The following is a 22,184-nucleotide window of genomic DNA, read 5'->3' on the forward strand; positions in this document are numbered from 1 at the left end:
TCTTTGTGCAATGTCAGCTTTTTTAAATTCTGATGAAGCATTACTTTCAGTCACAACGAAAAAGAGTTAACTATGCGTTTGATTAATACAATAAAGCTTAGTCTAGTTCTCATCGGTTGCATATCCACACAAATAGCGGCCAAAGATTATTTTATAGAAAGTAAACAAGCTTTTAATGATATCGCAGCCAATCTAGTTGCTGGCGACAAAGTAGTACTTAAAAATGGTACTTGGTCTGACTTCGAAATCCTACTTGAAGGCCAAGGCACAAAAAACTCTCCTATTTTATTGACCGCTGAAACTAACGGTAAAGTAATTTTATCGGGTCAATCTAACCTAAGACTTGCAGGTAAATACCTTGAAGCTTCAGGTTTAGTATTCAAAGACGGCTATACACCGAGCTCAGCTGTAATAGAGTTTCGTAAAAATAAAAATGAATTAGCCTACAATTCACGAGTTACTCAAACAGTAATCGATAATTACAGTAATCCAGACAAACGAGAGTCTGATTATTGGGTTGCATTATATGGACAACATAACCGCTTTGATCATAGCCATTTAGTTGGCAAACGAAATAAAGGTGTGACAGTTGCTGTTCGTTTAAACACTCAAGCAAGTCAGGAAAACTATCACCGCATAGACAACAACTATTTTGGCTACCGTCCAACTTTTGGTTCGAACGGTGGTGAAACCCTGCGTATTGGCACCAGCCATTACTCATTAACTGATTCACATACATTGGTAGAAAATAACTATTTTGAACGCACTAATGGTGAAGTAGAAATTGTGTCGGTTAAGTCAGGTAAAAACATCCTTCGTAATAACGTATTTTATGAAGCGCGCGGTACATTAACGCTGCGCCATGGTAACGGTAACCTTATAGAAGAAAATATTTTTATTGGTAATGGAGTTGACCACACAGGTGGTATTCGCGTTATCAATAAAGACCAAATTGTTAGAAATAACTACCTACAAGGTCTAACAGGGTATCGTTTTGGCAGTGGCTTTACTGTGATGAACGGCGTACCAAATTCATCTATAAATCGTTATCACCAAGTTGAAAATGCGACAATTGAAAACAACACATTTATAAATGTGCGTCATATTCAACTTGCCGCTGGTAGCGATGCTGAGCGTAGCGCTGCACCTAAAGATAGCGTAATGAAAAACAACTTAATCATAAATCAAGATGGTGAACAGCCATTTACAACATTTGATGATGTAAGCGGGCTGGTACTAAGTAACAACATTGCTGATACAAAAGTACTTTCTGAGCTAACGTACGGTGTAAAAAAAGAAAAAATTACGCTTAAAAAAGCAAGTAATGGTCTACTTTACCCAACATCTAAAAGTTTAAATGTAGGTGCAAAGCGCGATTTAAAAGTACTTAAAAAAGAAGATACCGGTGTTAGCTGGTATGCAAAAGTACCTGCTTTAGTTGATTTTGATTCTGGTAAGACACATTCTGTTAAAGCTGATGTAAGTGCATTACTAGACGCTATTGATAATGCCGAGTCGGGTGATGTTCTAGAGCTAGCGCCTGGCCAGTATGATGTTTCTAAACTGGTTAAAATTGATAAAACGCTAACAATTAAAGCAAAGCAAAAAGGCAAGTCTAAACTTACTTTTCAACGCTCTACCTTGTTTGAAATACATGATGGCGGCAGCTTAAAACTAGATGGTTTATCTATTTCAGGTGAAAACGCGCCAGATGCAATAGGTAACAGCATTGTTCGTACGCAAAAATGGGGTATGGTTGATAATTACCGCTTTGTAATGACCAACTCAGAGTTAAATGCTTTAGATATTAATCATTCATTCCATTTCTTTATCACTGGTAAAGGTGCAATGGCTGACGAAATTATTATTACAGGTAATACCTTTAATACAGTAACAGGTGACATTTTACGTCTAAATACTGAAATTGAAGACTTAGGTGTTTATAACGCGGAATACGTTATTGTAAATAATAATACATTTAATGATGTGCAAGGTGGTGTACTTAAGCTTTACCGTGGTGGTACTGATGAAAGTACATTTGGCCCTCATTTTGAAATGACAAATAACACGCTTAATAACGTTGGCCTTGGTAAGCGTAACAAAGAGCAAGCGAGCATTTATGTTCACGGTGTTCAGGTTACTAATATCAAAGATAATAAATTTGTTAAATCTGCTCCTATTGTTGTAGAGCACACAGTAGGCGAGCCTAAAACTGAAATCTCAGACAATACATTTGATGCAACTAAAGCACCAAGTGTTAAAGAACTAAGAGTTAAAGGCCCACATACAGCAGTATTAAAAAATAACAACATTTTAAATAAGGCAGGGTAAATACTATGTACTTATTAAAATGCCAAACAGGTTTTAAAATAGCGGCTGTAGCAGCACTTACATTACTTACATCATTGGGTGCGCATGCAGCGCACCCAAACTTAGTAATTACTACTGATGACGTAAGTCATATGCGCCAAGCAATAGGCAGCGAAGGTAAATTTTCTACTGCGTTTGAGCTATTAAAAGCGCAAGTAGACGAACAAATAGCTCAACCAATTGCGGTACCTGTACCAAAAGATGGTGGTGGTGGTTATACACATGAACGCCACAAAAAAATTATCAGCTTATGTATAACGCAGGCATCATTTATCAATTAAGCCAAGATGATAAATACGCAAACTATGTACGTGATATGTTACTTGAGTATGCAAAATTATATCCAACGCTTGGTCTGCATCCAAAACGTAAAATGGACTCGCAAAATCCAGGTAAGTTTTTTGGCAAAGTCTTAATGAAGCAATGTGGCTTGTGTACACAATACAAGCTTATGATCTAATTCATGACTCGTTAAATGCCGATAACATTAAAACAATCGAGGATGACTTACTACGTCCTGTTTCGTTGTTCACATCAGTAGGCCAACCCTCTACATTTAATAAAGTACATAACCATGGAACATGGGCAACAGCGGGTGTTGGCATGGCAGGGTATGTATTAGGTGAACCTGAGTGGGTAGAAAAATCATTATACGATTTAGAAAAGTCGGGTAAAGGTGGCTTTATTAAGCAGCTAGAGATGCTGTTTTCACCACAAGGTTACTATAACGAAGGTCCTTACTATCAACGCTTTGCACTATTACCCTTTGTAACGTTTGCTAAAGCGATTGAAAACAACGAACCACAACGAAAAATCTTTGAATATCGCGATGGCATATTATTAAAAGCGATTGATACAACTATTCAACTTAGCTACAACGGTTTGTTTTTCCCAATTAACGATGCAATAAAAAGTAAAGGTATCGATACTATTGAGTTAGTTAATGGTGTAACGGCAGCATATGGCTTAACTAACGATGCGGGTTATTTAGATATTGCTAAGCAACAAGACCAAATAATTCTCTCTGGTGATGGACTAAAAGTAGCTCAAGCACTTGATAACAACATGGCAAAACCTTATTCGTTTAAATCTGTTGCCTTCGGCGATGGTAATGACGGTAAACAAGGTGCTCTAGTTGTAATGAGAACGCAGGTAGGTGGCGATCAAGCTCTACTATTTAAACCTGCTGCACAAGGCTTAGGTCACGGTCATTTTGATAAACTAACATGGCAATTTTACGACCACGGTAATGAAATTGTCTCTGATTATGGCGCAGCACGTTTTTTAAATGTAGAAGCTAAATACGGCGGTCGTTATTTACCTGAAAACGAAACTTACGCTAAACACACTGTTGCGCACAATACGGTAGTGGTTGACGAAACAACGCATTTTAATGCAAATGTTGAAGTAGGAAATAGTAATTACCCTACACTTAACTTTTTCGAAACGAATGAATACGGCACGGTTTCAAGCGGCGAAATAAGCACAGCTTATAAAGGCGTTGATCTTGAGCGTACGCTTGCACTTATTAACTTACCTGAACTACAAAGCACAGTTGCACTTGATATATTTGATGTTGCAGCAAATAAAGCACATCAGCTTGATTTGCCTTTGCATTATAAAGGTCAGCTTATAGATACTAGCTTTGAGCTAAAAGCGAATGCAACACAACTCGCTGCATTAGGTACTAAAAATGGCTACCAGCATCTATGGCTTAAAGCTCAAGCGCAACCTCAAAGTGGTTTAGCTAAAATAACGTGGTTAAACGAAAATGGTCGCTTTTATACGCAAACGAGTTTGGTTAAAGGTGATGAGTCTTTCTTGTTTACTCAAATAGGCGCAAACGACCCTGATTTTAACTTACGCAACGAAAACGGTTTTATTCGTCGTGTTGAGGGTCAAAAGCATCATAAATTTATATCTGTATTAGAGCCTCACGGTGAATACAATCCAAGTAAAGAATATACCTTAGAAGCTGTTAGTAGAGTTACAAAGCTTGAATATAGTCAGCAGGGCGATTTAACACTTGTTGAACTTGATATTAAAGGCAAGTCATATTTAGTGGCTATTAATAAAGCACCAACATCAGCTAAAAACACATTCAATTATCAAAATAAAGAGTTCACTTTAAATGGCCGATTAGCCGTTTATATGATGAACAATAATCAGGAGTAAATAGGATGCAAAAGCAAAGCGCAAACTTTTCATTTGGCAACGAGACTGAAATTGAAGATTTAGGAAATGGTCTAAAACGTCAAATGCTAGGTTATAACGAAGAGCTAATGGCTGTTAAAATTTGGTTTGAGAAAGGGGCTATTGGTTATAACCATGCTCACAGACATTCTCAAGTAACGTATGTTGTTGAAGGTGAGTTTCACTTTAACATTGATGGCGTAACTAAAATCTTAAAACCGGGTGATAGCTGCTTAATCCCACCATTTGCTGATCATGGAGCTACCTGCCCAACAGGCGGAATCCTGATTGATACCTTTAGCCCAGCGCGTGAAGACTTTCTTGAGGATTAATTATGCAACTTAAAGGCTTACGTTGGTGGGTTATAGCGCTAATTGCGCTAGCTACCATTATTAACTATATCGACCGTCAAGCACTTAGTGTGCTTTGGCCGGACATTGTTGAAGATTTATTTCCTGATGAATCAGCGCTAGAACGCAAACAAATATACGCTAATATTTCAATTGTGTTTGTATTTGCTTATGCATTTGGTCAAGCCATATTTGGTAAAATATTTGACTGGGTGGGAACACGCTTCGGTTTTGTTTTATCGATAGGTGTTTGGTCTATTGCAACCGTTGCCCATGCATTTGCACAAGGTGTACTTAGCCTTAGTATTTTTCGCGCAATCTTAGGTGTAGCCGAAGCTGGTAACTGGCCGGGCGCAGCTAAAGGTAATGCTGAATGGTTTCCAACTAAAGAGCGTGCATTAGCACAGGGTATTTTTAACTCTGGCGCTGCTATCGGCGGTATTATTGCTATTCCTTTAATTGCATACTTAACTATCTACTTTAGCTGGCAAATGGTGTTTGTTTTTGTTGGTGTATTAGGTTTTCTTTGGTTAGTGCCATGGTTAATTTTAGTTAAAGCGCCGCCTAGCTCTCACCCTTGGCTTACTGCCGAAGAACGTGAATATATCTTAACAGGTCAAAGACGTGTTGATGATAATGGCGATGTAACAGGCGAAGACGAAGAAGAATATAATCCTTCAACGGCTGAGCTACTTTCTCGTAAGCAAAGCTGGGGTGTAATTATAGCCTCTGCTGCGATTGACCCTATTTGGTGGTTATTTGTTTTTTGGATACCTATTTACTTGAACGAAGTGTATGGCATGGATGTTAAGTCTATTGGTATATACGGTTGGGTTCCTTATGTTGGCGCTATGTTTGGTGCATGGTTTGGTGGCTTACTGGCACAAAATCGACTTAAAGCCGGATGGAACACAGATAAAACACGTAAGCTAACTATAACGCTGGGCTGTTTAATTATGTTACCTGCGTTACTTGCAATGGCAAATCCAGGCGGACCAACGACAGCGGTACTAATTATGGCTGTTATATTATTTGGTTTTCAAACTGCAATTGGTAACGTGCAAACACTACCAAGTGATTTGTTAGGCAAAAAAGCTGTAGGTACATTATCAGGTTTCTCTGGTATGGCGGCAAAACTTGGTGCTGTAGGCCTTACATCGCTTGTGCCTATTCTTACTGCTGATGGTAACTATACACCAGCATTTGTTATTGGTGCTTCTTTAGCCATTATAGCAATGGCAGCTGTTTGGATTTTAATTCCAAAAATAGAACCTCTTAAAAAGCCTCAATAATCTAGATAATAACTGCTGTGCCAACATATTTTGTATAAGTGCATAGCAGTTAACTACATAGGGTAACTTCCAAGATGAAAAATATTTACTTTATCGGTGAATGCATGGTCGAGCTTAGGGCTATGAGCGCGGCAACACTACACCAATCATTTGCAGGCGATGTTTATAATTCTGCAGTGTATTTAAAACGTTGCTTCCCGCAGGTTACTACTTCGGTTGTTACGGCTTTAGGTCAAGATAATTTAAGTAAAAAAATGCTAGAACGCTTTGAGAGTGAACAAATAAATACGCAACTTGTATTTGCTCACGATACCAAAGTACCTGGCATGTATTACATAGAAACCGATGAGCATGGTGAGCGTAGCTTTATTTATTGGCGTAATGATTCTGCAGCTAAAAAGGTTGTTGATTTTTTAGATGCTGATGCACTCGAGCAGCTTAGCCAAGGTGATATGTTTTTCTTTTCAGGAATTTCATTAGCAATAATTGAAGAAAGTGCACGCGAGCAATTTTGGAAAGTTGTAAAGCAGCTTAAAGATGCTGGGGTTAAAATAGTTTTTGATCCTAACTACCGAGCACGTTTGTGGAATAGTGTGGAGGAAACTAAAGAGCAATATCATTTAGCCTTTACGCTTGCAGATATTACCCTACCTGGCGTTGAAGATTTAACAACACTTTATGACGTACATAGCGTAGAAGCGGTTGTTGAATACTTAAAACCTTATCAAATTGAAGAAATTGTTGTTAAAAATGGCCCTGAATCGGTAGTGACAAAAGAGGGCGAGACCCTTCAAAGCCACACTATAATACCGGTAACAAATGTTGTAGATACTACATCAGCAGGCGATGCTTTTAACGGTGTTTATTTAGGTGCTCGTTTATCTGATAAATCAATTTCAAGTGCTGTACAACTTGCTGCAAAAGCAGCAGGTGCTGTTATACAACAGCCAGGCGCTATTGCTCCAAAAGATATATTTCAGCTAGCAATGGTTAAAGCTGGGATCTGATACCAATTTTATTAAAAACATGATCACCTTAGCGTATTAAATAACTCACTAACTACGTTAAAAATTATTTATATAGAACAACTATGTATCATAATTTTAGCCTTGTTATTGAGCTATTTTCTTGTCGCTATAATAGCTCATTAATTTAATGCAATTGGTATAACAAAATAATTTAACATTAAAGGCCGCCATACCTCGGCCGCATTACTTTTTTATAAAGGAACAACGTTATGACTCGCTTTTCTGAACTTATGTCAGGACAAACACTGCTACCTATAATTCAAGCTGATACGCCAGAGCAAGGTGTTCAAATAGCGAAAGCTATGGCTAACGCCGGCCTTACTTTAGTTGAAGTAGTGCTAAGAACAGAAGCTTCTTTAGAAGCATTAAAAGCTATTAAGGCACAAGTGCCTGAGCTAAAAGTAGGTGCGGGTACGGTAATAAATACTGACATTTTAGAGCAAGCACTTGAAGCGGGTTCTGACTTTATTGTAACGCCAGCTGTGTCTCCTGTATTACTTGCCGCACTTGCTAAATGTAATGTACCGGTACTTCCTGGTGTATCAAACACAGGTGATATTTTAATGGCGCTTGAATATGGCTTTGAAGAGCAAAAATTATTCCCGGCATCGCTAGCCGGTGGAGCACCTTTTGTATCAGCTGTATCGTCAGTATTTAGAGCAGTCAGCTTTTGCCCTACAGGCGGTGTTAGCGAAAGTAACAAAATGGACTATCTTTCTTTAAATAATGTATTCGCCGTTGGCGGTACTTGGATAGCGAAGAAAGAATGGGTTGAGCAAGAAAACTGGCAAGCAATTACCGATTCTTGTATCCAGGCTTTAAAATAGAAAGGATTGCATAAATGAATTATTTAGCCCCAACAATACTGCCAGGCGTAATCGTTGGCGATGAAGTAAGTGCTGTGTATGAGCATGCGCGTACTAATCAATATGCTTTGCCAGCGGTAAATGTTGTTAGTACAACATCTATAAATGCGACGCTAGAAGCTGCTAAAAAGAAAAACTCGCCCGTTATTATTCAGCTTTCTAATGGTGGAGCTCAATTTTTTTGTGGTAAAAGCTTATCTTTACCAGAGCAACAATCAGCAGTGCTTGGGGCGGTAAGTGCTGCAAGATATGTACATTCAGTGGCAGCACATTATGAAGTAGCAGTGATGCTTCATACTGATCATGCAGCTAAAAAGCTACTACCTTGGATTGATGGTTTGCTTGATGAAGGTGAAAGACACTTTGAACTGACTGGCAAACCACTGTTTAGCTCGCATATGATTGATCTTTCCGAAGAGTCTTTAGAAGAAAATATTGAAATTTGTGAACGTTACTTAACGCGTATGGCAAAAATAGGTATGACGCTTGAAATTGAGCTTGGCTGTACGGGCGGCGAAGAAGACGGTGTTGATAACTCACACCTAGACAGCTCTTCTTTATACACTCAGCCTGAAGATGTTGCATTTGCTTACGAACGTTTAAGTCGTATTAGCCCTAACTTTATAATTGCAGCGTCTTTTGGCAATGTTCACGGTGTATATAAGCCGGGTAACGTTGTTCTTACACCCACTATTTTAAGAGATTCACAAGCTTACGTATCAGAGAAATTTAATCTACCAAGCAACTCAATTAATTTTGTGTTTCATGGTGGTAGTGGTTCTGAGTACAATAAAATTGCAGAGTCTTTAACCTATGGCGTAGTTAAGATGAATATTGATACCGATACGCAGTGGGCGTGTTGGACAGGTATTTTAGATTACTACAAAGATAACCAAGCATACCTACAAGAGCAAATTGGTAACCCTGATGGGGAAGATAAGCCAAACAAAAAATATTACGACCCTCGCGTATGGCTGCGTCATTCAGAGCAAAGTATGGTTGCAAGACTAGAGCAATGCTTTGACGATCTAAATTGTGTAAATAGGTATAGCGCATGAAAAGATTAAATACAGTATTGAAAGAAGACGGTGTAGATACCGATCTTATTTTACTTATTCGCACAATTTTAGCGACTAGTAAAGAAATTGCTTTTCGAGTAAGTCAGGGTGAATTAGCCGGTGTTTTAGGCTCAACCCTTAACGAAAATGTTCAGGGTGAAGTTCAAAAAAAGTTGGATGTAATCGCAAACCAACTACTTAAAGACATACTACTTGACGATAGCAGCGTACGCTCAGTTGCATCAGAAGAAGAAGATCATGCAGTAGGTGGTCATCCTGAAGGTAAGTTTATTGTTGCCTTTGACCCATTAGATGGCTCTTCTAATATTGATGTTAATGGTCAAATAGGCACTATATTTACTATTTACTTAGCCCGTGATGATGTTGCCTTCGACAGCGACGAGCAATTTAGTCAGCCTGGTGTAAATCAAGTATGTGCGGGTTATGTTTTATATGGCCCTTCATCATTACTTGTAATGAGTACTGGCGGTCCAACACGTTGCTATACATTAGACTCAACACATGGCGGTTACTTACTAACAAATAAGCAATTGAATGTGCCTGAGCAAAGTCGCGAATTTGCCGTTAATATGGCTAACTACCGTTATTGGGACGAACCAACTCAAGTGTATTTTGATAAATTGCTATACACCTGTGAAAGCTTTGAAAAAAGCTCAATGCGCTGGAATGCAGCGATGGTAGGCGACGTTCATCGTATTTTATGCCGAGGTGGCTTATTTTTGTACCCACAAGATAAACGCAGTGGTAACGATAACGGAAAAATAAGACTGCTTTATGAAGCAAACCCACTAGCACTTTTAGTTGAAAACGCAGGTGGTAAAGCAACTTCTAGAGGAACGCGTATTTTAGATATTGCGCCAACGAGCTTGCATCAACGCGTGCCTGTTGCTTTGGGCTCAAATGAGCCTGTAGAGTTTTATAATAACGCTATTTTATAAAACAGTACTTAATAAAAAAGGGGCAAAAAAATAGCCCCTTTTTTACTCTTATTTTTCATTCTCTCTGTAAATAATCCTTTCTATACAAACTCACTTCATTTCTTAATTTTCTTATAGTCTTCAAATAAGAATACTTTATATATATTAGATAAATCTGATTTACTTAACCTCATGTAAAAACAATTTTTTTGCTCTAAAGTTATGTTTTTTCGCAGTAATTATACATGATTGAATTCAATTTTTTACTAGGGAAACAGTGTGCGGTTAACTTTATGTTTATTTATTGTTATTTATTTGGGTGGGTGTAGTGGAAAAAGTTATTTTATTATGGTTATATTACCAAGTTGGTTAACAATTTATTTGCAACTCAAATAAATTTGGTAATGCACACGTGAATTATTTGGTAACACACACAATAGATAACCAAATAGTAAAACCATAAATTTGGAGAATAGAGCCACCATGAAATTAAAACATTTTGCGCTATGCGCTATTGCAGCAGCAATAGTTGGTTGTGACACAAACTCAAACAATAATGACAACAACTTGGGCTCTATTGCTCTTAGTGGAACAGTTACAAGCGGACAAACATTAACGGCAGAAGTTAGTGACCCTGATGGCATCTCAGGTGACGTGAGTTACTATTGGTATGCAGATGGTGAGGCAATTGCAGGTGCAAATAGCGCTTCATTTACACTGACTGACGATCAGATAGGCTTACCAATTACTGTTCAAGGGCTTTATACCGATGATGGCGGTATTAATGAATCACATATTACAGAACCAACCGCAGATGTTGCCGCAATTGCATTCCCTGCAAGCTTAACCATTACGGGTGACGCGCTAGTTGGTTCGCAACTAACTGCCAATGTAGCTGACGAAAATGGTTTTGATGGCGATACAGTAACTTATAAATGGTTTGCTGATGACGTAGAGATTGCAGATGAAGCACTTTCAACGCTCACGTTAACAGACGCACAGTTTGGTACAGTTATTACAGTTAGTGCATCTTTTGAAGATAGCCGCGGGTTTGCTGAATCTGTTACATCTACTGGAACACAAGTTGTAGCACGAACAAATTCAGAAGGCCAAGTTACAATTAGTGGCACGCCAACTGTTGGCAATACATTAACAGCAGAAATTGCAGATACCGATGGAGCAACCGGAGATATAACTTATCAGTGGCTTGCTGATGCACAAGAGATAGTTGGCGAGACAGAAAGTACCTTTACAGTTGATGCATCACTTTTAGGTCAAAAGATAAGTGTTCAAGTTGCTTATACAGATGATAATGGATTTATCGAGGATAATACGTCTGAGGAAACAATTGCTGTTTCTGCTGTTGCGGTTGACGAAGCCGGTAGCGTCGCAATTATGGGCGTAGCGCCTTATTTAACAAATGGCGAGTTAACCGCTGAGATAACTGATAACAATGGCGTTGAAGAGGCTAACGTTACTTATATTTGGTCTGCTGATGGTGTTGAAATAGCAGAGAGCAATAGTAAAACATTTACGCCTTCTGATTACGCTGGCTCAATAATGTCAGTAAAAGCCACGTATACAGATAATGATGGCTTTGCGAGTGAGGTTACAAACTCACTTGATACACTGGTTTACACTCAATTAGTTAGTAACCCTGAAGCACTCCTTGGTGCTATAAGTGGCGGTTTAGCTGACGGTGATGTTATTGGCTTAAACACGGGTGTTTATGCTGATATGGACGCAGTTTTATTAACCAGTGCAGTAACGCTTCGCGCTGTAGAAGGTCAAACTCCTGTACTTAGCGGTGAAGTATGTGTGCATGTAGCTGCTGGAGTAGATGGCGCTGGATTAACAGGGCTTACCTTTAAGAATATAGATACTAAAGCGGGTGCATTTTGTGAAACCGAAGAAGGTGCTGTTATTTACTCAGAAGGGGATAACTTTACTTTTTCGCAAAACACGATGGATGGAGAAGAAGCTACACTCAATAACTCTGAATACCATTGGCTGATGATAAAAGGTCAAAGCGCGTTGGTTGAGCGAAATACATTCTCTAATCGAAATGTAGCAGAAAAAGGGTCTGTGATAAAAATATCATCATCAAGCTCTGATCACGTTATTCAATATAATTTATTTAGCGACAGTGATAATCCAAACTTTGGTCAATCAAGTTTATATTTAATCAATGCAGGTAGCACAACGGGTAGCGGTGCAGCTGATAATGCAAACTTTACTATTCAGTATAACCGCGTAGAAAACTTTGTAACGGGTCGTCGTTTAATGCGTGTACAAACTTCTGGTGCAACCATCAAAGGCAATACAATCGTAAATCCTAATGGTGGTATTTCACTAGAAGATGGTGGCTTCAACAGTGTTACAGATAACGTTATTATTCGAACTACCGATATTGCAAGCTCTGATGATCGCCCAGCGGGTATATTAATTACACCACTTGGTCACACCGTAAGTAACAACTACATTGCAGGTATTCGTTCTGGTAATAAAGAAGCGGGCGGTATTGTATTTACAGCTAACCCATTTTCGCAAGATGATGGTGGTGTACCAAAGTCAGGTAATCAGGCAGTGCTTGATAGTGCCGGCGACTTTACACTAAATGTAACAAACAATACGGTTTTGAACTCGCAGCAACCTATCGTATTTAGTACTGAAATAGGTTCGCGTGCCCCCGTTAGTGACTGTCATGATCTAACAGCCGCTGATACACCAGTGCTTTATGGTTTAACTAAAAACGCATTTAAAATAACCTTTAATGGTAATTTAATCGCTAATGGTTTAGGTGATCAAACAGACGAGGACACAATAAATAGCAGTGCTACAACTCAAGGCTTATTTTACCCAAATACACTTGATAGTGACCATGCTTTTGAATATGACTGTGACTTAATTAATCATGATAGTTCGGTGCTAAGTAACAACTTTGGTTATATGGATAGTCGAGTATCAGGCGATGCAAGCGGTGACTGGGTTGAAATTAGAAAACTAAACGGTAATGGCGCATTCGATACTGATGGTGCAATTGACCAAGACCCAGCAACTAATAATAAAGAAGTGCTAGAGTATGTTACAGCAACAAGTACGCTAATAGAAACATCGCCAACTGGTGCGCAGGTTTTGGCTGGTGCTAGGGGCCTTCATTATATTCAAACTTCAGAAGTGGGTGTTGGATCTACTTGGAAAATACAAAACGATTAATTTGTAGTAAAACGTTTAATCGGTGTTTTGATTAAAAACTTACTAATTTTTTAGCCCCAATTTTGGGGCTTTTTATTTTCTCCCAAATACACCCCTCAAATCTGCGCAGTAGGTAAATTGACTCCCAATAGATAGACACGCCCAGACGCATGTTGCGTTTATAAGCAAATATTTTATTCGTAATACTTGTATCAACAACCTATTTTACCCCTTGGTAATGCCTATAAAATAGAATTGGTCTTAACGCTGGTAATATTTAAGTGTTAAATTGGTTGATCAAGTGACTTCAGTTGAGTATATTAAATACAGGATTCACATTCTATCTACACAAGCATAACAAGCGACACATAACTAAAACACACTACAACAACCAACGGAGAATTTTAATGTCGTTGAAGTCAGAAAATAATAATTCGATAGCGGGACCATTTGTACTAAGTCCAATAGCAAAATGGGTAAGAACAGCGGTAATTGCTGGTATGGCTGGTTCTTGTGCACTTACTGCGCAAGCTCAGGAAGCTGAAAAAAAGGTTACTGAGGTTGAACCTGATGTTGAAATCATTAGCGTTACAGGTACACGTAAAACAATACAAGATCAGATTGCTATTAAACGTGAGTCTACCACTGTAGTTGATGGCCTTTCATCAGAAGACATTGGTGATTTACCTGCACTGTCTATCGGTGAAGCGCTGGAATCAATTACAGGTGCTGCATCTCACCGTGAAAATGGTGGCGCAACAGAGATTACTATTCGTGGTCTTGGACCATTTTTAAGTGCTACTCATATCAATGGGCGTGAAGCAACCAATGGCGGTGGTGACCGCTCAGTTAACTTTTCACAGTTTCCATCAGAGCTCGTAAAAAAAGTAGCTATCTATAAAACGCAAGATGCATCAATGATTGAAGGTGGTGTTGCAGGTGTTATTGCTCTTGAAACCGTAACCCCTCTTGATTTTGGTAAGCAACGCGTATCAGGGGAAGTTAAATTAAACTATAACCCTGATGAAAGTAATGTAGAAAACTCATTACAAAGCGATTTAGGTTATCGTGGTACGTTTAGTTATGTGGACCAGTTTGAATTTGATAACGGCCAAGCCGTTGGTGTGTCTTTTGGTGTACAGCGTCAAGATATTAGTCAACCAGAAGCTGAATATAGAAGCTCAAGCCCGTCAGGCTCTTCATTATGGGCGTGTTTAAACGATCCTAACAATACCAATGAAGGTTTTTATCGTAGCAGCGCAGGTGACTGTGAAGATCAAGTTAGTGGCGGTAGTAACCAAGGTTACGATACAGATATTGATTCTGAAACCGGCAAAGCAAAAAGTGATGGTACGCCTTATGCGTGGACTGGCAGTAGTCGCAGTTTTCGTCAAAATGAAACATCGGATGAGCGTGACGCAGTATTTTTTGCATTGCAATACCAGCCTTCAGATGCGTGGGATATTAATTTTGATACGCAAATTTCAGACAGGACACAAAAAGAAGCTCGCCACGATTTAATTTTTTTACAAAAACGCGCAACACCAGGTATTACTGGCCCCACACTTGTTACTAACGATGTAGGTGGTATTTTACATTGGGAAGGCGAGGAGCGCATTGAGTCAGCGGGTGAGCAATTTTCTCGTGAAGAGAACTACCAAGGTTATGGTTTAAACATTGAACATAATGTAACTGACCGATTAACGGTTAATCTTGATTTAGCGTATTCAAAAACAGATCGTGAAGAACTACAAATTTCAAACCGCGGTAGAACATCGGATCGTAATTTTTTCTCTTGGGATTTGGGCGATGAAATTCCTCATTTCACATTAACGGATTTTAATGTTACAGATATTTCTAATTTTACTGACAGTTTAAGAACACGTTTAGATCGTGAGAATGTTCGCGAAAATGTAATAAAATCAGCGCGTTTAGATTTTGATTATGAATTAGATAGTGGCATGTTCACTAAAATTGAAGGGGGTATCAGAACATCTGAGCTTTCTTTCATACAATTCGGTGGCAGCCAAGGTAATGGTTCAAGAAACGAATACACTGTAGGTGACGATACGGCACTTGAAATTCTGCAAGGCTGTCAAATAGACTTCCCTGAATCAGACTTTTTATCAAGCGTGTCTGATGGCAACATTGTAACCAATGTTGATAGTGATGGTAACGTTATTGGTTCAGGTACAGGTGCTTCGTGGGCAACCTACGACAACGTCTGTTTTTCGCAAGCAGTTGCAGCAACTGATGCCGATTACAACGGTGTGTTCGCCTATCCTGACGTTGAATACCAAAATACTGGTACTGTCGATGTAACGGAAAAAACCACTTCAGCGTATTTAATGGCTAGTTACGATACAGAGATGTTTGGTAAATTTATACGTGGTAACTTTGGTCTTCGTGTAGTAGATACTGAAGTAACATCTGTTGGCTTCAGAACAGATTATTCTGTTGGTACGGATGCAGACACTGGATTTCTTGAATTGGTATCAGATTCTACAACACTTGATAAAATTCAAAGCGGCTCTAGTTATACCAAATATTTGCCTAGCTTTAACTTAGTTGTAGATTATAGCGAAGATATATTATTGCGTGCGGGTATTTACCGTGGTATGTCTCGTGCAGACCCGTCAGATTTGAGCTTTAACCGTGAATTTTCAACGAACAGTAACGATGATGGTGCAGCCACTTCACTTTCTGATTTAGTCGTAGGTGTAAACGGTTCTGGTAACCCTGCCACTCAGCCATTAATGTCATGGAACTATGATGCGGCGGTGGAATGGTATCCGAATGAAGATTCGATTGTAGCGTTTAGTCTATATTACAAACAGTTCCAAGGTGGTTTTGAAAAACAAACTATTTTAGAAGAGTTTATAATAGATGGCGAAAGTATATCTCTGCCTATTACTAACTCTGTTACATCAGACGATGACAGCGAAATAGTCGGTCTTGAAGCTTCGTTTTCTTACCGCTGGGATAATGGCTTAGGTGTAAAGTTTGGTTATAACTTCGCTGACACTGATTTTGAATTTGAAGATAGCTTATACGGTGATACATTCACTACTGACCTTGATGGTAATACAACACAATTAACCGAAGGTATTGTTGAGCCAGGTTCAGTTCCTGGTTTTTCTAAGCATGTATTTAGTAGTCAACTTTACTACCAAATTGGCGACTTCGATACTGCGGTTATTTACAAATACCGTAGTGAGTATTTCCAACCTTATACAAGTAATGGTACCCGTTTACGCTATGTTGACGCTGTAGGTGTGTGGGAAATGCGTGCATCGTATAAAATCAATGAGCACTTTAGAATCAAAGCTGAGGCAATTAACTTATTTAGTGCACCTAAATCACAAGACTTCTTTGTTGAAGATAATTTAGGTGAAGTGAATGATTATGGCCCACGTTTATTCTTAGGCATGAGCTTTAAACTATAAAGTTAGAAATAAAAAAGGCGGTTTACCGCCTTTTTTCTATTTTTATCATTCTAAAGCTAAGTGAGTTTGTGTATTAACTAAGCTGAACTCTGGTTAAGAGATTTATTATACCAATCTGCTTATATATGGGTCTATTTAACGTTAAAAAATTACGCTGAACTAGGCAAGATTTTTGTATCTTGTTCTAAATGAAAAACTTTTAACGACGTTATAGCGCAATTTAATTCGTTAACTTGCTCAAATATTTATGCAAGTTGGTATTATTCAGAGTTCAGGTTATTTAGTTAAGTGAGAAATTGAATAAAGCCCACGAGTTTCATCTGTTTTTCGTCTTACTTCTTCCAATGCTTTAGCTTCACTTGCTTCAAATAATGCATTGATCAATCTATTAAAGTGATTATGCATCGCCTTTCTTGCGGCGGATGGGTTTCGATCAGCTATTGCATCATAGATAGTGGTGTGTTCAGCCAAACGCTGATTTATATTTTGCGAACAAACACCTTGGTGAGCTAATAATATTTGTGGTTCTGAGCGTCGTAACTTCCAAAAGTTATTAATGGTGAGTGCTAGCGCTTTATTACGAGTTGCTTGTGCGATAATTTCATGGAAAAGTTGATCTGCTTCATCAGCTTTGTCAGAAAATTCCATGTCTATTAGTGTTTGCTTAAGTGCTTGTAGCTCACTATCTAAAATTTTAGAGGCCGCTAGAGCTGCAGCTTCCGATTCGACTAATGCGCGTGCCTGAGTTAGTTCAAATGCACTTATTGGGGAGTTAAAGACGCTGTTTTTTTGCTACTAGTAACAAATACACCCGATCCAGTTTTTACTTCAACGCGCTTTCTAACTTCCAGCGCAATAATAGCTTCACGAATAGTAGGGCGACTAACATCGTAAACTTCTGCCATTTCACGCTCTGCAGGCAAACGGCCACCTACTGGATAAATACCTTGATCAATTAAGGCTTCTAGTTTTTCTACAACCATCCAGAAACGTCTGCGCTTTTTAACATTTTGCATTACTTAATCTCTCAAAGTGGGGAGGTTTTGTTAACTTTAAACTCAAATTTTATGCTGCTTACAACGTAAAGAAACACAGTTAAAACTTGGCATAATTAATTTTTATTATAAATACGAAATTTTAGTAGTCAAAATAATAAGTATTAGTTTAACTGTAAGCCAAGGAATTATCTTATTTTTCTTTTAAAACAGAGCATAAGCTAATTTACGATTTTTTGTTATTGATAAAACTTTATTTTATGGCGTTTTGTCTTTAAATTCACATAAATCGTATAATCCGACAACAATCTTGCTTACAGGCAAGAGGGTGTATGGTGAGTACAATACTCATCAGTGTTTTATATAAGCTGGTTAATACTACACAGGCTACTTTGTAAACTTTAACAGCATTTTTACTCAAGGCGAAGTTAGCACGATAAAATGCGAAAATATGCATGTTTCAGTGATTACAGGCCAGTGCATAGTCTCAAAATAGCAGTGGATAAACTCATTAACCCGACAGTTAAAACGACTAAAAAGAGTCATGAGTTGTCGGTAGTATCTAAACTTACTAGTTAAACTGAAATTTCCGTAACAACTTCAGTTTTTACGGAATTAGCTATAAAACATTGTTCATGGGATTGATGATGCATTTTCTCAAGTTGCTCCATTGTTGGTTTCTTATCGCCTGAAAACTGAACATGTGGTTTAAGTGTGACTTTAGTCATTGAAATTTTACCATCACTATCTTTTTCCATAATACCAACTGCCTCGTCTACATATGAGTCAACTACATACTTTTTTTGGCGGCAATAGATAAAAAGAATAACATGTGGCAACTAGAAAGTGATGCAACAAAAGCCTCTTCGGGATCGACATTTTTTTCAATTGAATAAGGTAATGGAACAACATGAGGGGAAGATGAAGCTAGTACGGTTTGACCGCCATCGAAAATCCATTTATGCCCACGGCTATATTTATTATCAATATAACTTTCATTATTTTCTCTTACCCAATTAATTTTGGCAAAATATTCTGACATATACACTCCATGTTGATGGACGTAGCCTAAGGGATAACTTAAATAGCCTCAACGTCTTGTGAATAAAAATTGTAAACATATTTATATAGGACTGAACTCTGAACGGAGTAAGCCGAAGCACTTGAGGTCATGAAATTTATTTTTCCAAAACCCACACTCACGTCGAAGTCCTTCTTCTTTAAATCCAAGCCGCAACAATAATGATTCAGATGCGATATTTTCAGGTATCGTATCAGCCTGAATTCGGTTTAACTTCCCACAAGCTAATATTCCAGAAAAACCAGCATCAACAATTGCGCGGACTGCTTCCACAGTATAGCCACATCGCCAAAATTGAGGGTGTAGCTCGTAACCAATTACAGCATTACGCATTTTACTGTTCCACGAATTAAACCCGCAAGTGCCTATCAATTGTCCTGTTGGTTTTAATCGGATGGCCCATCTGATGCCTTGCTGTTCGTGGTATCTTTCATTAAAAAGGTTAATCAAATTAGCAGCTTGATTGTGTTCACGAAAAACATTTAAATCATAGTATTCGATTACAGATGGGTTAGAAAATAAATTGAACAACTCAGCTTCATCTTCAACACGAAGCTCTGTGAGTAATAGCCGATCAGTTTCAAGTGATGGAAATACCATCTAAATTCCTTTTATAATAAATTAATTGCACATGTATCTGTTGATGCTGCGCTCATGCTTTTAGTTTTCTTTAGTGTCAATGTCAGGCCAGTTTTTGGCTGTGTTCACTCGCTGCGAGCTATAACAAGTTTGTGGTTTGTACCTACGCATAACCAACCCTGTATGGCTCAGATATTGATCATCCCCAATACGAACCCAGCCATACTCCCATCTATACATTGAACCGTATACCAAAAGGCATCGATTATGTCGTTAATGACGGTCATAAACGCGAAGTCATAAACATTAATGATATTAAAGTGGAACAACTGTTAATTACGCGCTTGCATTAAATTATCGGTGTAATCTGGAATTATCACTCATACAATAACGCTTCATACAGCAGCAATGTCTTGCGACATTACTGCCCAGCGATAACGATAGTACTAAACGAATACCGTTACTTCTTAACCTTTCCCTTAAGTACATAAATTTCACCATCAAAACTGCCTTGAATTGTCAGCCCTTGGCTTGCCAATTCCTGCAAATATTCAATGTGATCTTCAGTAATATGCTGGCCCGGCACTAAAAGCGGAATACCTGGCGGATATGGGGTAACTAAACCAGCGCAAATGCGGTTGTTACTTTTGCTAATAGGCACCGATTCGCGCTCGCCATAAAAAGCATCGCTTGGAATACAGGCTAGATCGATGGCGGGTAAATTTTCTGGTAAGCGGGCTCTGCGCGTCGATTTCGACAGCTTCACTTTGCCCCCATCTAGCTTTTTCAATGCATTGTACAAACGAATTATTTTCGAACGTGTGCCGCCAAGCGTGAGTAAAACCAAGATAGTGCTGTGCGTATATTTTTCTATTTCTAGACCAATTTCGTCCAGTAAATATTTATGAATATCTTTTAATGAATAAGGTAGCTCACTAATATCAATGAGTATTTTTAACGGATCGTGACCCATGTTATCACCGCTAAAGTGCGGAAATATATCCATAAAGTCTTGCTTACCTAGCACTTTAATGTGCTTGAGCGACGCCATCTGTTGTTTAAATTCGTCAACATGATTTAGCAGCGCATTGAGCAGCTTATAGCCTTCCATTTCCAATTGCTTTTGGCATACATCAAGAGACGCAATAAGCTGATATTTGGGCGATGTGCTGGCGTAGATACTGTAAATATCTCGAAAAAAATCAGCATCAAAATCGGGGTCGTTAATATGGATATAAGACGCCTGAGAAAATGCCGACACTACTTTGTGTGCGGAATGCGTAATGTAGTCAGCCCCAGCATGTATTGCAGAATAATAGCGAAAGCTAGGATGAAACAAAGAGTATGCAAACCATGCCTCGTCAATAAACACCTTAATACCATATTGATGAGCATAATCTACTACTTGCTTCAGGTCGCTAAGCAGGCCATCGTAAGTACAGCCGGTAAGCACCAGTAATTTAGCATCAGTATTGTTTTCAATTGCTAACTTTATGTCGGCCAACGACGGTGGCGCGAAAATCCCATATTTTGGATTTAAAATACTCGCCAAATAAATGGGGTAACTGGCAGATTGCAAAATGCCATAGTGGACTGATTTATGACAATTACGGTCAACAATTACTTTATCTCCCTTACGCAGGAGTGTTTGTAAAATAATTTTATTTGAGGTAGACGAACCGTTTGTAACAAAGTAGGTGTGCTTAACTTCAAACGTTGCCGCTGCTGATTCTTGAGCGCGACCAATAGTATTCGTGCTGTCTGACAATGAGCCTAGCGAATCTACCGACACCGACAGGTCGCCAACAAATACATTGCGGCCATAAAACTGATAAAAATCTTTAATATAAGGAGAGTTTCTAAAGCTAGAACCTCCGCTATGACCCGGTGTGTGCCATGAATCGTTTGACTCGCCCACATAACGACGATACGCCGTCCAAAATGGCGTTTCCGAACGGTCGTCAAAATCGTTGATCATATAACCTAAAATTGCTTCAGGGTCAGAAATTACTTCATCTTTAAAGAAAAACGATTCAATTTCTTCTGACTCGTTAACGATTTCCAGCCCTTTGGTGTCGTCGCCAACAACATAAACCGGCAGCTCAAGACGAATAGCCTTTAACTCTTCAATAAAGCGGCTATACATACGCTCACCCACTTTATTGTGCATATCCCAGCTTAGAACCACGGCTTGAATATCACCATCTTCCGCTACATGTTCCAACGCGCGTTTAAGCTCAAGGCATTCAATAATATCGATATGAATATCATCACGCTCAAAGTTAGGAATAGTCTTTGACAGATTCGTTGAAAGCCCTTGTAAAGTGGTTGGGTCTTGCTCAATTATCAAGATACGAAGTAGAGGTAGCATAGAGGTTTTCGCAATAAGATTTATAATGCTCAATAGCATAACCAAAGGAGTGTAACTTGTGAAATTAATACTTTGATAATGTTCTAATAATTGGGCTGTTTCATTGGCTACTACAAATGAGAGGCGCAATGAAATTCATGTGTTTTCTGTTTCCATCGTAAGCAAAAAGATTTTGATCATTATCAACGGTAATATACTTCCTTTTAAGTTTTATACCACTACAGTATAAAAATTATACCTATTTGATGGGCAGTTTTCTGCCAGTGTAGGTCGAATAAGCGAAGTGCCATCCGACACAGTAAAATACCTTGCCAATTATTATCAATATTTTATGTTGTCGAGTGGTTGAAGAGTGCCAGTTGCAGACACTCATAACCTTAGTCACTTGTTAGCTTTGCGCTATTATAACCTGTTAAAGCCAT

General features: G+C 38.6%; 11 protein-coding genes and 3 pseudogenes. 10 read left to right on the forward strand and 4 right to left on the reverse strand.

Annotated elements, in window-relative coordinates; translation table 11 throughout:
* The first annotated feature begins 72 nt into the window (after nt 1-72).
* From P4S65_RS10675 to P4S65_RS10720, 10 genes and pseudogenes are all read left to right on the forward strand, one after another.
* Nucleotides 73-2,331, forward strand: coding sequence for a polysaccharide lyase 6 family protein (locus tag P4S65_RS10675; protein ID WP_337120127.1), 2,259 nt, complete (start codon nt 73-75; stop codon nt 2,329-2,331).
* A 5-nt stretch (nt 2,332-2,336) separates the two neighbouring features.
* Nucleotides 2,337-4,545 (forward strand): annotated as a pseudogene (locus tag P4S65_RS10680) (heparinase II/III domain-containing protein).
* 5 nt (nt 4,546-4,550) lie between these two features.
* Nucleotides 4,551-4,895 carry a cupin domain-containing protein gene (locus P4S65_RS10685; RefSeq protein ID WP_002962963.1) on the forward strand — a complete coding sequence of 115 codons (345 nt, stop codon included), beginning with the start codon at nt 4,551-4,553 and terminating at the stop codon, nt 4,893-4,895.
* A 2-nt stretch (nt 4,896-4,897) separates the two neighbouring features.
* A complete protein-coding gene (locus P4S65_RS10690; protein ID WP_007585328.1) occupies nt 4,898-6,205 on the forward strand; it encodes an MFS transporter in 1,308 nt (435 codons plus the stop codon).
* 74 nt (nt 6,206-6,279) lie between these two features.
* Nucleotides 6,280-7,212, forward strand: a complete 933-nt coding sequence (locus P4S65_RS10695) for a sugar kinase (RefSeq protein ID WP_170072885.1) — start codon at nt 6,280-6,282, stop codon at nt 7,210-7,212.
* 230 nt (nt 7,213-7,442) lie between these two features.
* Entirely contained in the window at nt 7,443-8,060 is a 618-nt protein-coding gene (gene eda, locus P4S65_RS10700; protein ID WP_337120128.1) for a bifunctional 4-hydroxy-2-oxoglutarate aldolase/2-dehydro-3-deoxy-phosphogluconate aldolase, read from the forward strand.
* Between the two features lie 14 nt (nt 8,061-8,074).
* Nucleotides 8,075-9,157, forward strand: coding sequence for a class II fructose-bisphosphate aldolase (fbaA, locus tag P4S65_RS10705; protein WP_290192681.1), 1,083 nt, complete (start codon nt 8,075-8,077; stop codon nt 9,155-9,157).
* Complete coding sequence (locus tag P4S65_RS10710; protein ID WP_024598713.1) at nt 9,154-10,116, forward strand: class 1 fructose-bisphosphatase; 963 nt, start codon at nt 9,154-9,156, stop codon at nt 10,114-10,116. Before fbaA ends, P4S65_RS10710 begins: the two co-directional genes overlap by 4 nt.
* 462 nt (nt 10,117-10,578) lie before the next feature.
* Entirely contained in the window at nt 10,579-13,311 is a 2,733-nt protein-coding gene (locus tag P4S65_RS10715) for a poly(beta-D-mannuronate) lyase (protein ID WP_337120129.1), read from the forward strand.
* A 386-nt stretch (nt 13,312-13,697) separates the two neighbouring features.
* Entirely contained in the window at nt 13,698-16,736 is a 3,039-nt protein-coding gene (locus P4S65_RS10720) for a TonB-dependent receptor (protein WP_337120130.1), read from the forward strand.
* A gap of 276 nt (nt 16,737-17,012) precedes the next feature.
* Here P4S65_RS10720 and P4S65_RS10725 read toward each other — a convergent pair.
* The 4 genes and pseudogenes from P4S65_RS10725 to P4S65_RS10740 form a co-directional block, all read right to left on the reverse strand.
* Nucleotides 17,013-17,752: pseudogene (locus P4S65_RS10725) on the reverse strand (FadR/GntR family transcriptional regulator).
* A 554-nt stretch (nt 17,753-18,306) separates the two neighbouring features.
* Nucleotides 18,307-18,773: pseudogene (locus P4S65_RS10730) on the reverse strand (OsmC family protein).
* A gap of 81 nt (nt 18,774-18,854) precedes the next feature.
* Nucleotides 18,855-19,412 carry a GNAT family N-acetyltransferase gene (locus P4S65_RS10735; protein WP_096792788.1) on the reverse strand — a complete coding sequence of 186 codons (558 nt, stop codon included), beginning with the start codon at nt 19,410-19,412 and terminating at the stop codon, nt 18,855-18,857.
* Between the two features lie 439 nt (nt 19,413-19,851).
* Nucleotides 19,852-21,762: an aminotransferase class V-fold PLP-dependent enzyme gene (locus P4S65_RS10740; RefSeq protein WP_033016109.1), complete on the reverse strand. Its 1,911-nt coding sequence runs from the start codon at nt 21,760-21,762 to the stop codon at nt 19,852-19,854.
* Nucleotides 21,763-22,184: the final 422 nt, after the last annotated feature.

It is taken from the genome of Pseudoalteromonas sp. B131b, assembly GCF_037162545.1.
GTDB classification, from domain to species: Bacteria; Pseudomonadota; Gammaproteobacteria; order Enterobacterales; family Alteromonadaceae; genus Pseudoalteromonas; species Pseudoalteromonas fuliginea.

Coding starts and splice junctions, on each gene's coding strand:
- P4S65_RS10675 (WP_337120127.1), top strand. CDS start 73: ATGCGTTTGATTAATACAATAAAGCTTAGTCTAGTTCTCATCGGTTGC.
- P4S65_RS10685 (WP_002962963.1), top strand. CDS start 4,551: ATGCAAAAGCAAAGCGCAAACTTTTCATTTGGCAACGAGACTGAAATT.
- P4S65_RS10690 (WP_007585328.1), top strand. CDS start 4,898: ATGCAACTTAAAGGCTTACGTTGGTGGGTTATAGCGCTAATTGCGCTA.
- P4S65_RS10695 (WP_170072885.1), top strand. CDS start 6,280: ATGAAAAATATTTACTTTATCGGTGAATGCATGGTCGAGCTTAGGGCT.
- eda (WP_337120128.1), top strand. CDS start 7,443: ATGACTCGCTTTTCTGAACTTATGTCAGGACAAACACTGCTACCTATA.
- fbaA (WP_290192681.1), top strand. CDS start 8,075: ATGAATTATTTAGCCCCAACAATACTGCCAGGCGTAATCGTTGGCGAT.
- P4S65_RS10710 (WP_024598713.1), top strand. CDS start 9,154: ATGAAAAGATTAAATACAGTATTGAAAGAAGACGGTGTAGATACCGAT.
- P4S65_RS10715 (WP_337120129.1), top strand. CDS start 10,579: ATGAAATTAAAACATTTTGCGCTATGCGCTATTGCAGCAGCAATAGTT.
- P4S65_RS10720 (WP_337120130.1), top strand. CDS start 13,698: ATGTCGTTGAAGTCAGAAAATAATAATTCGATAGCGGGACCATTTGTA.
- P4S65_RS10735 (WP_096792788.1), bottom strand. CDS start 19,412: ATGGTATTTCCATCACTTGAAACTGATCGGCTATTACTCACAGAGCTT.
- P4S65_RS10740 (WP_033016109.1), bottom strand. CDS start 21,762: ATGCTACCTCTACTTCGTATCTTGATAATTGAGCAAGACCCAACCACT.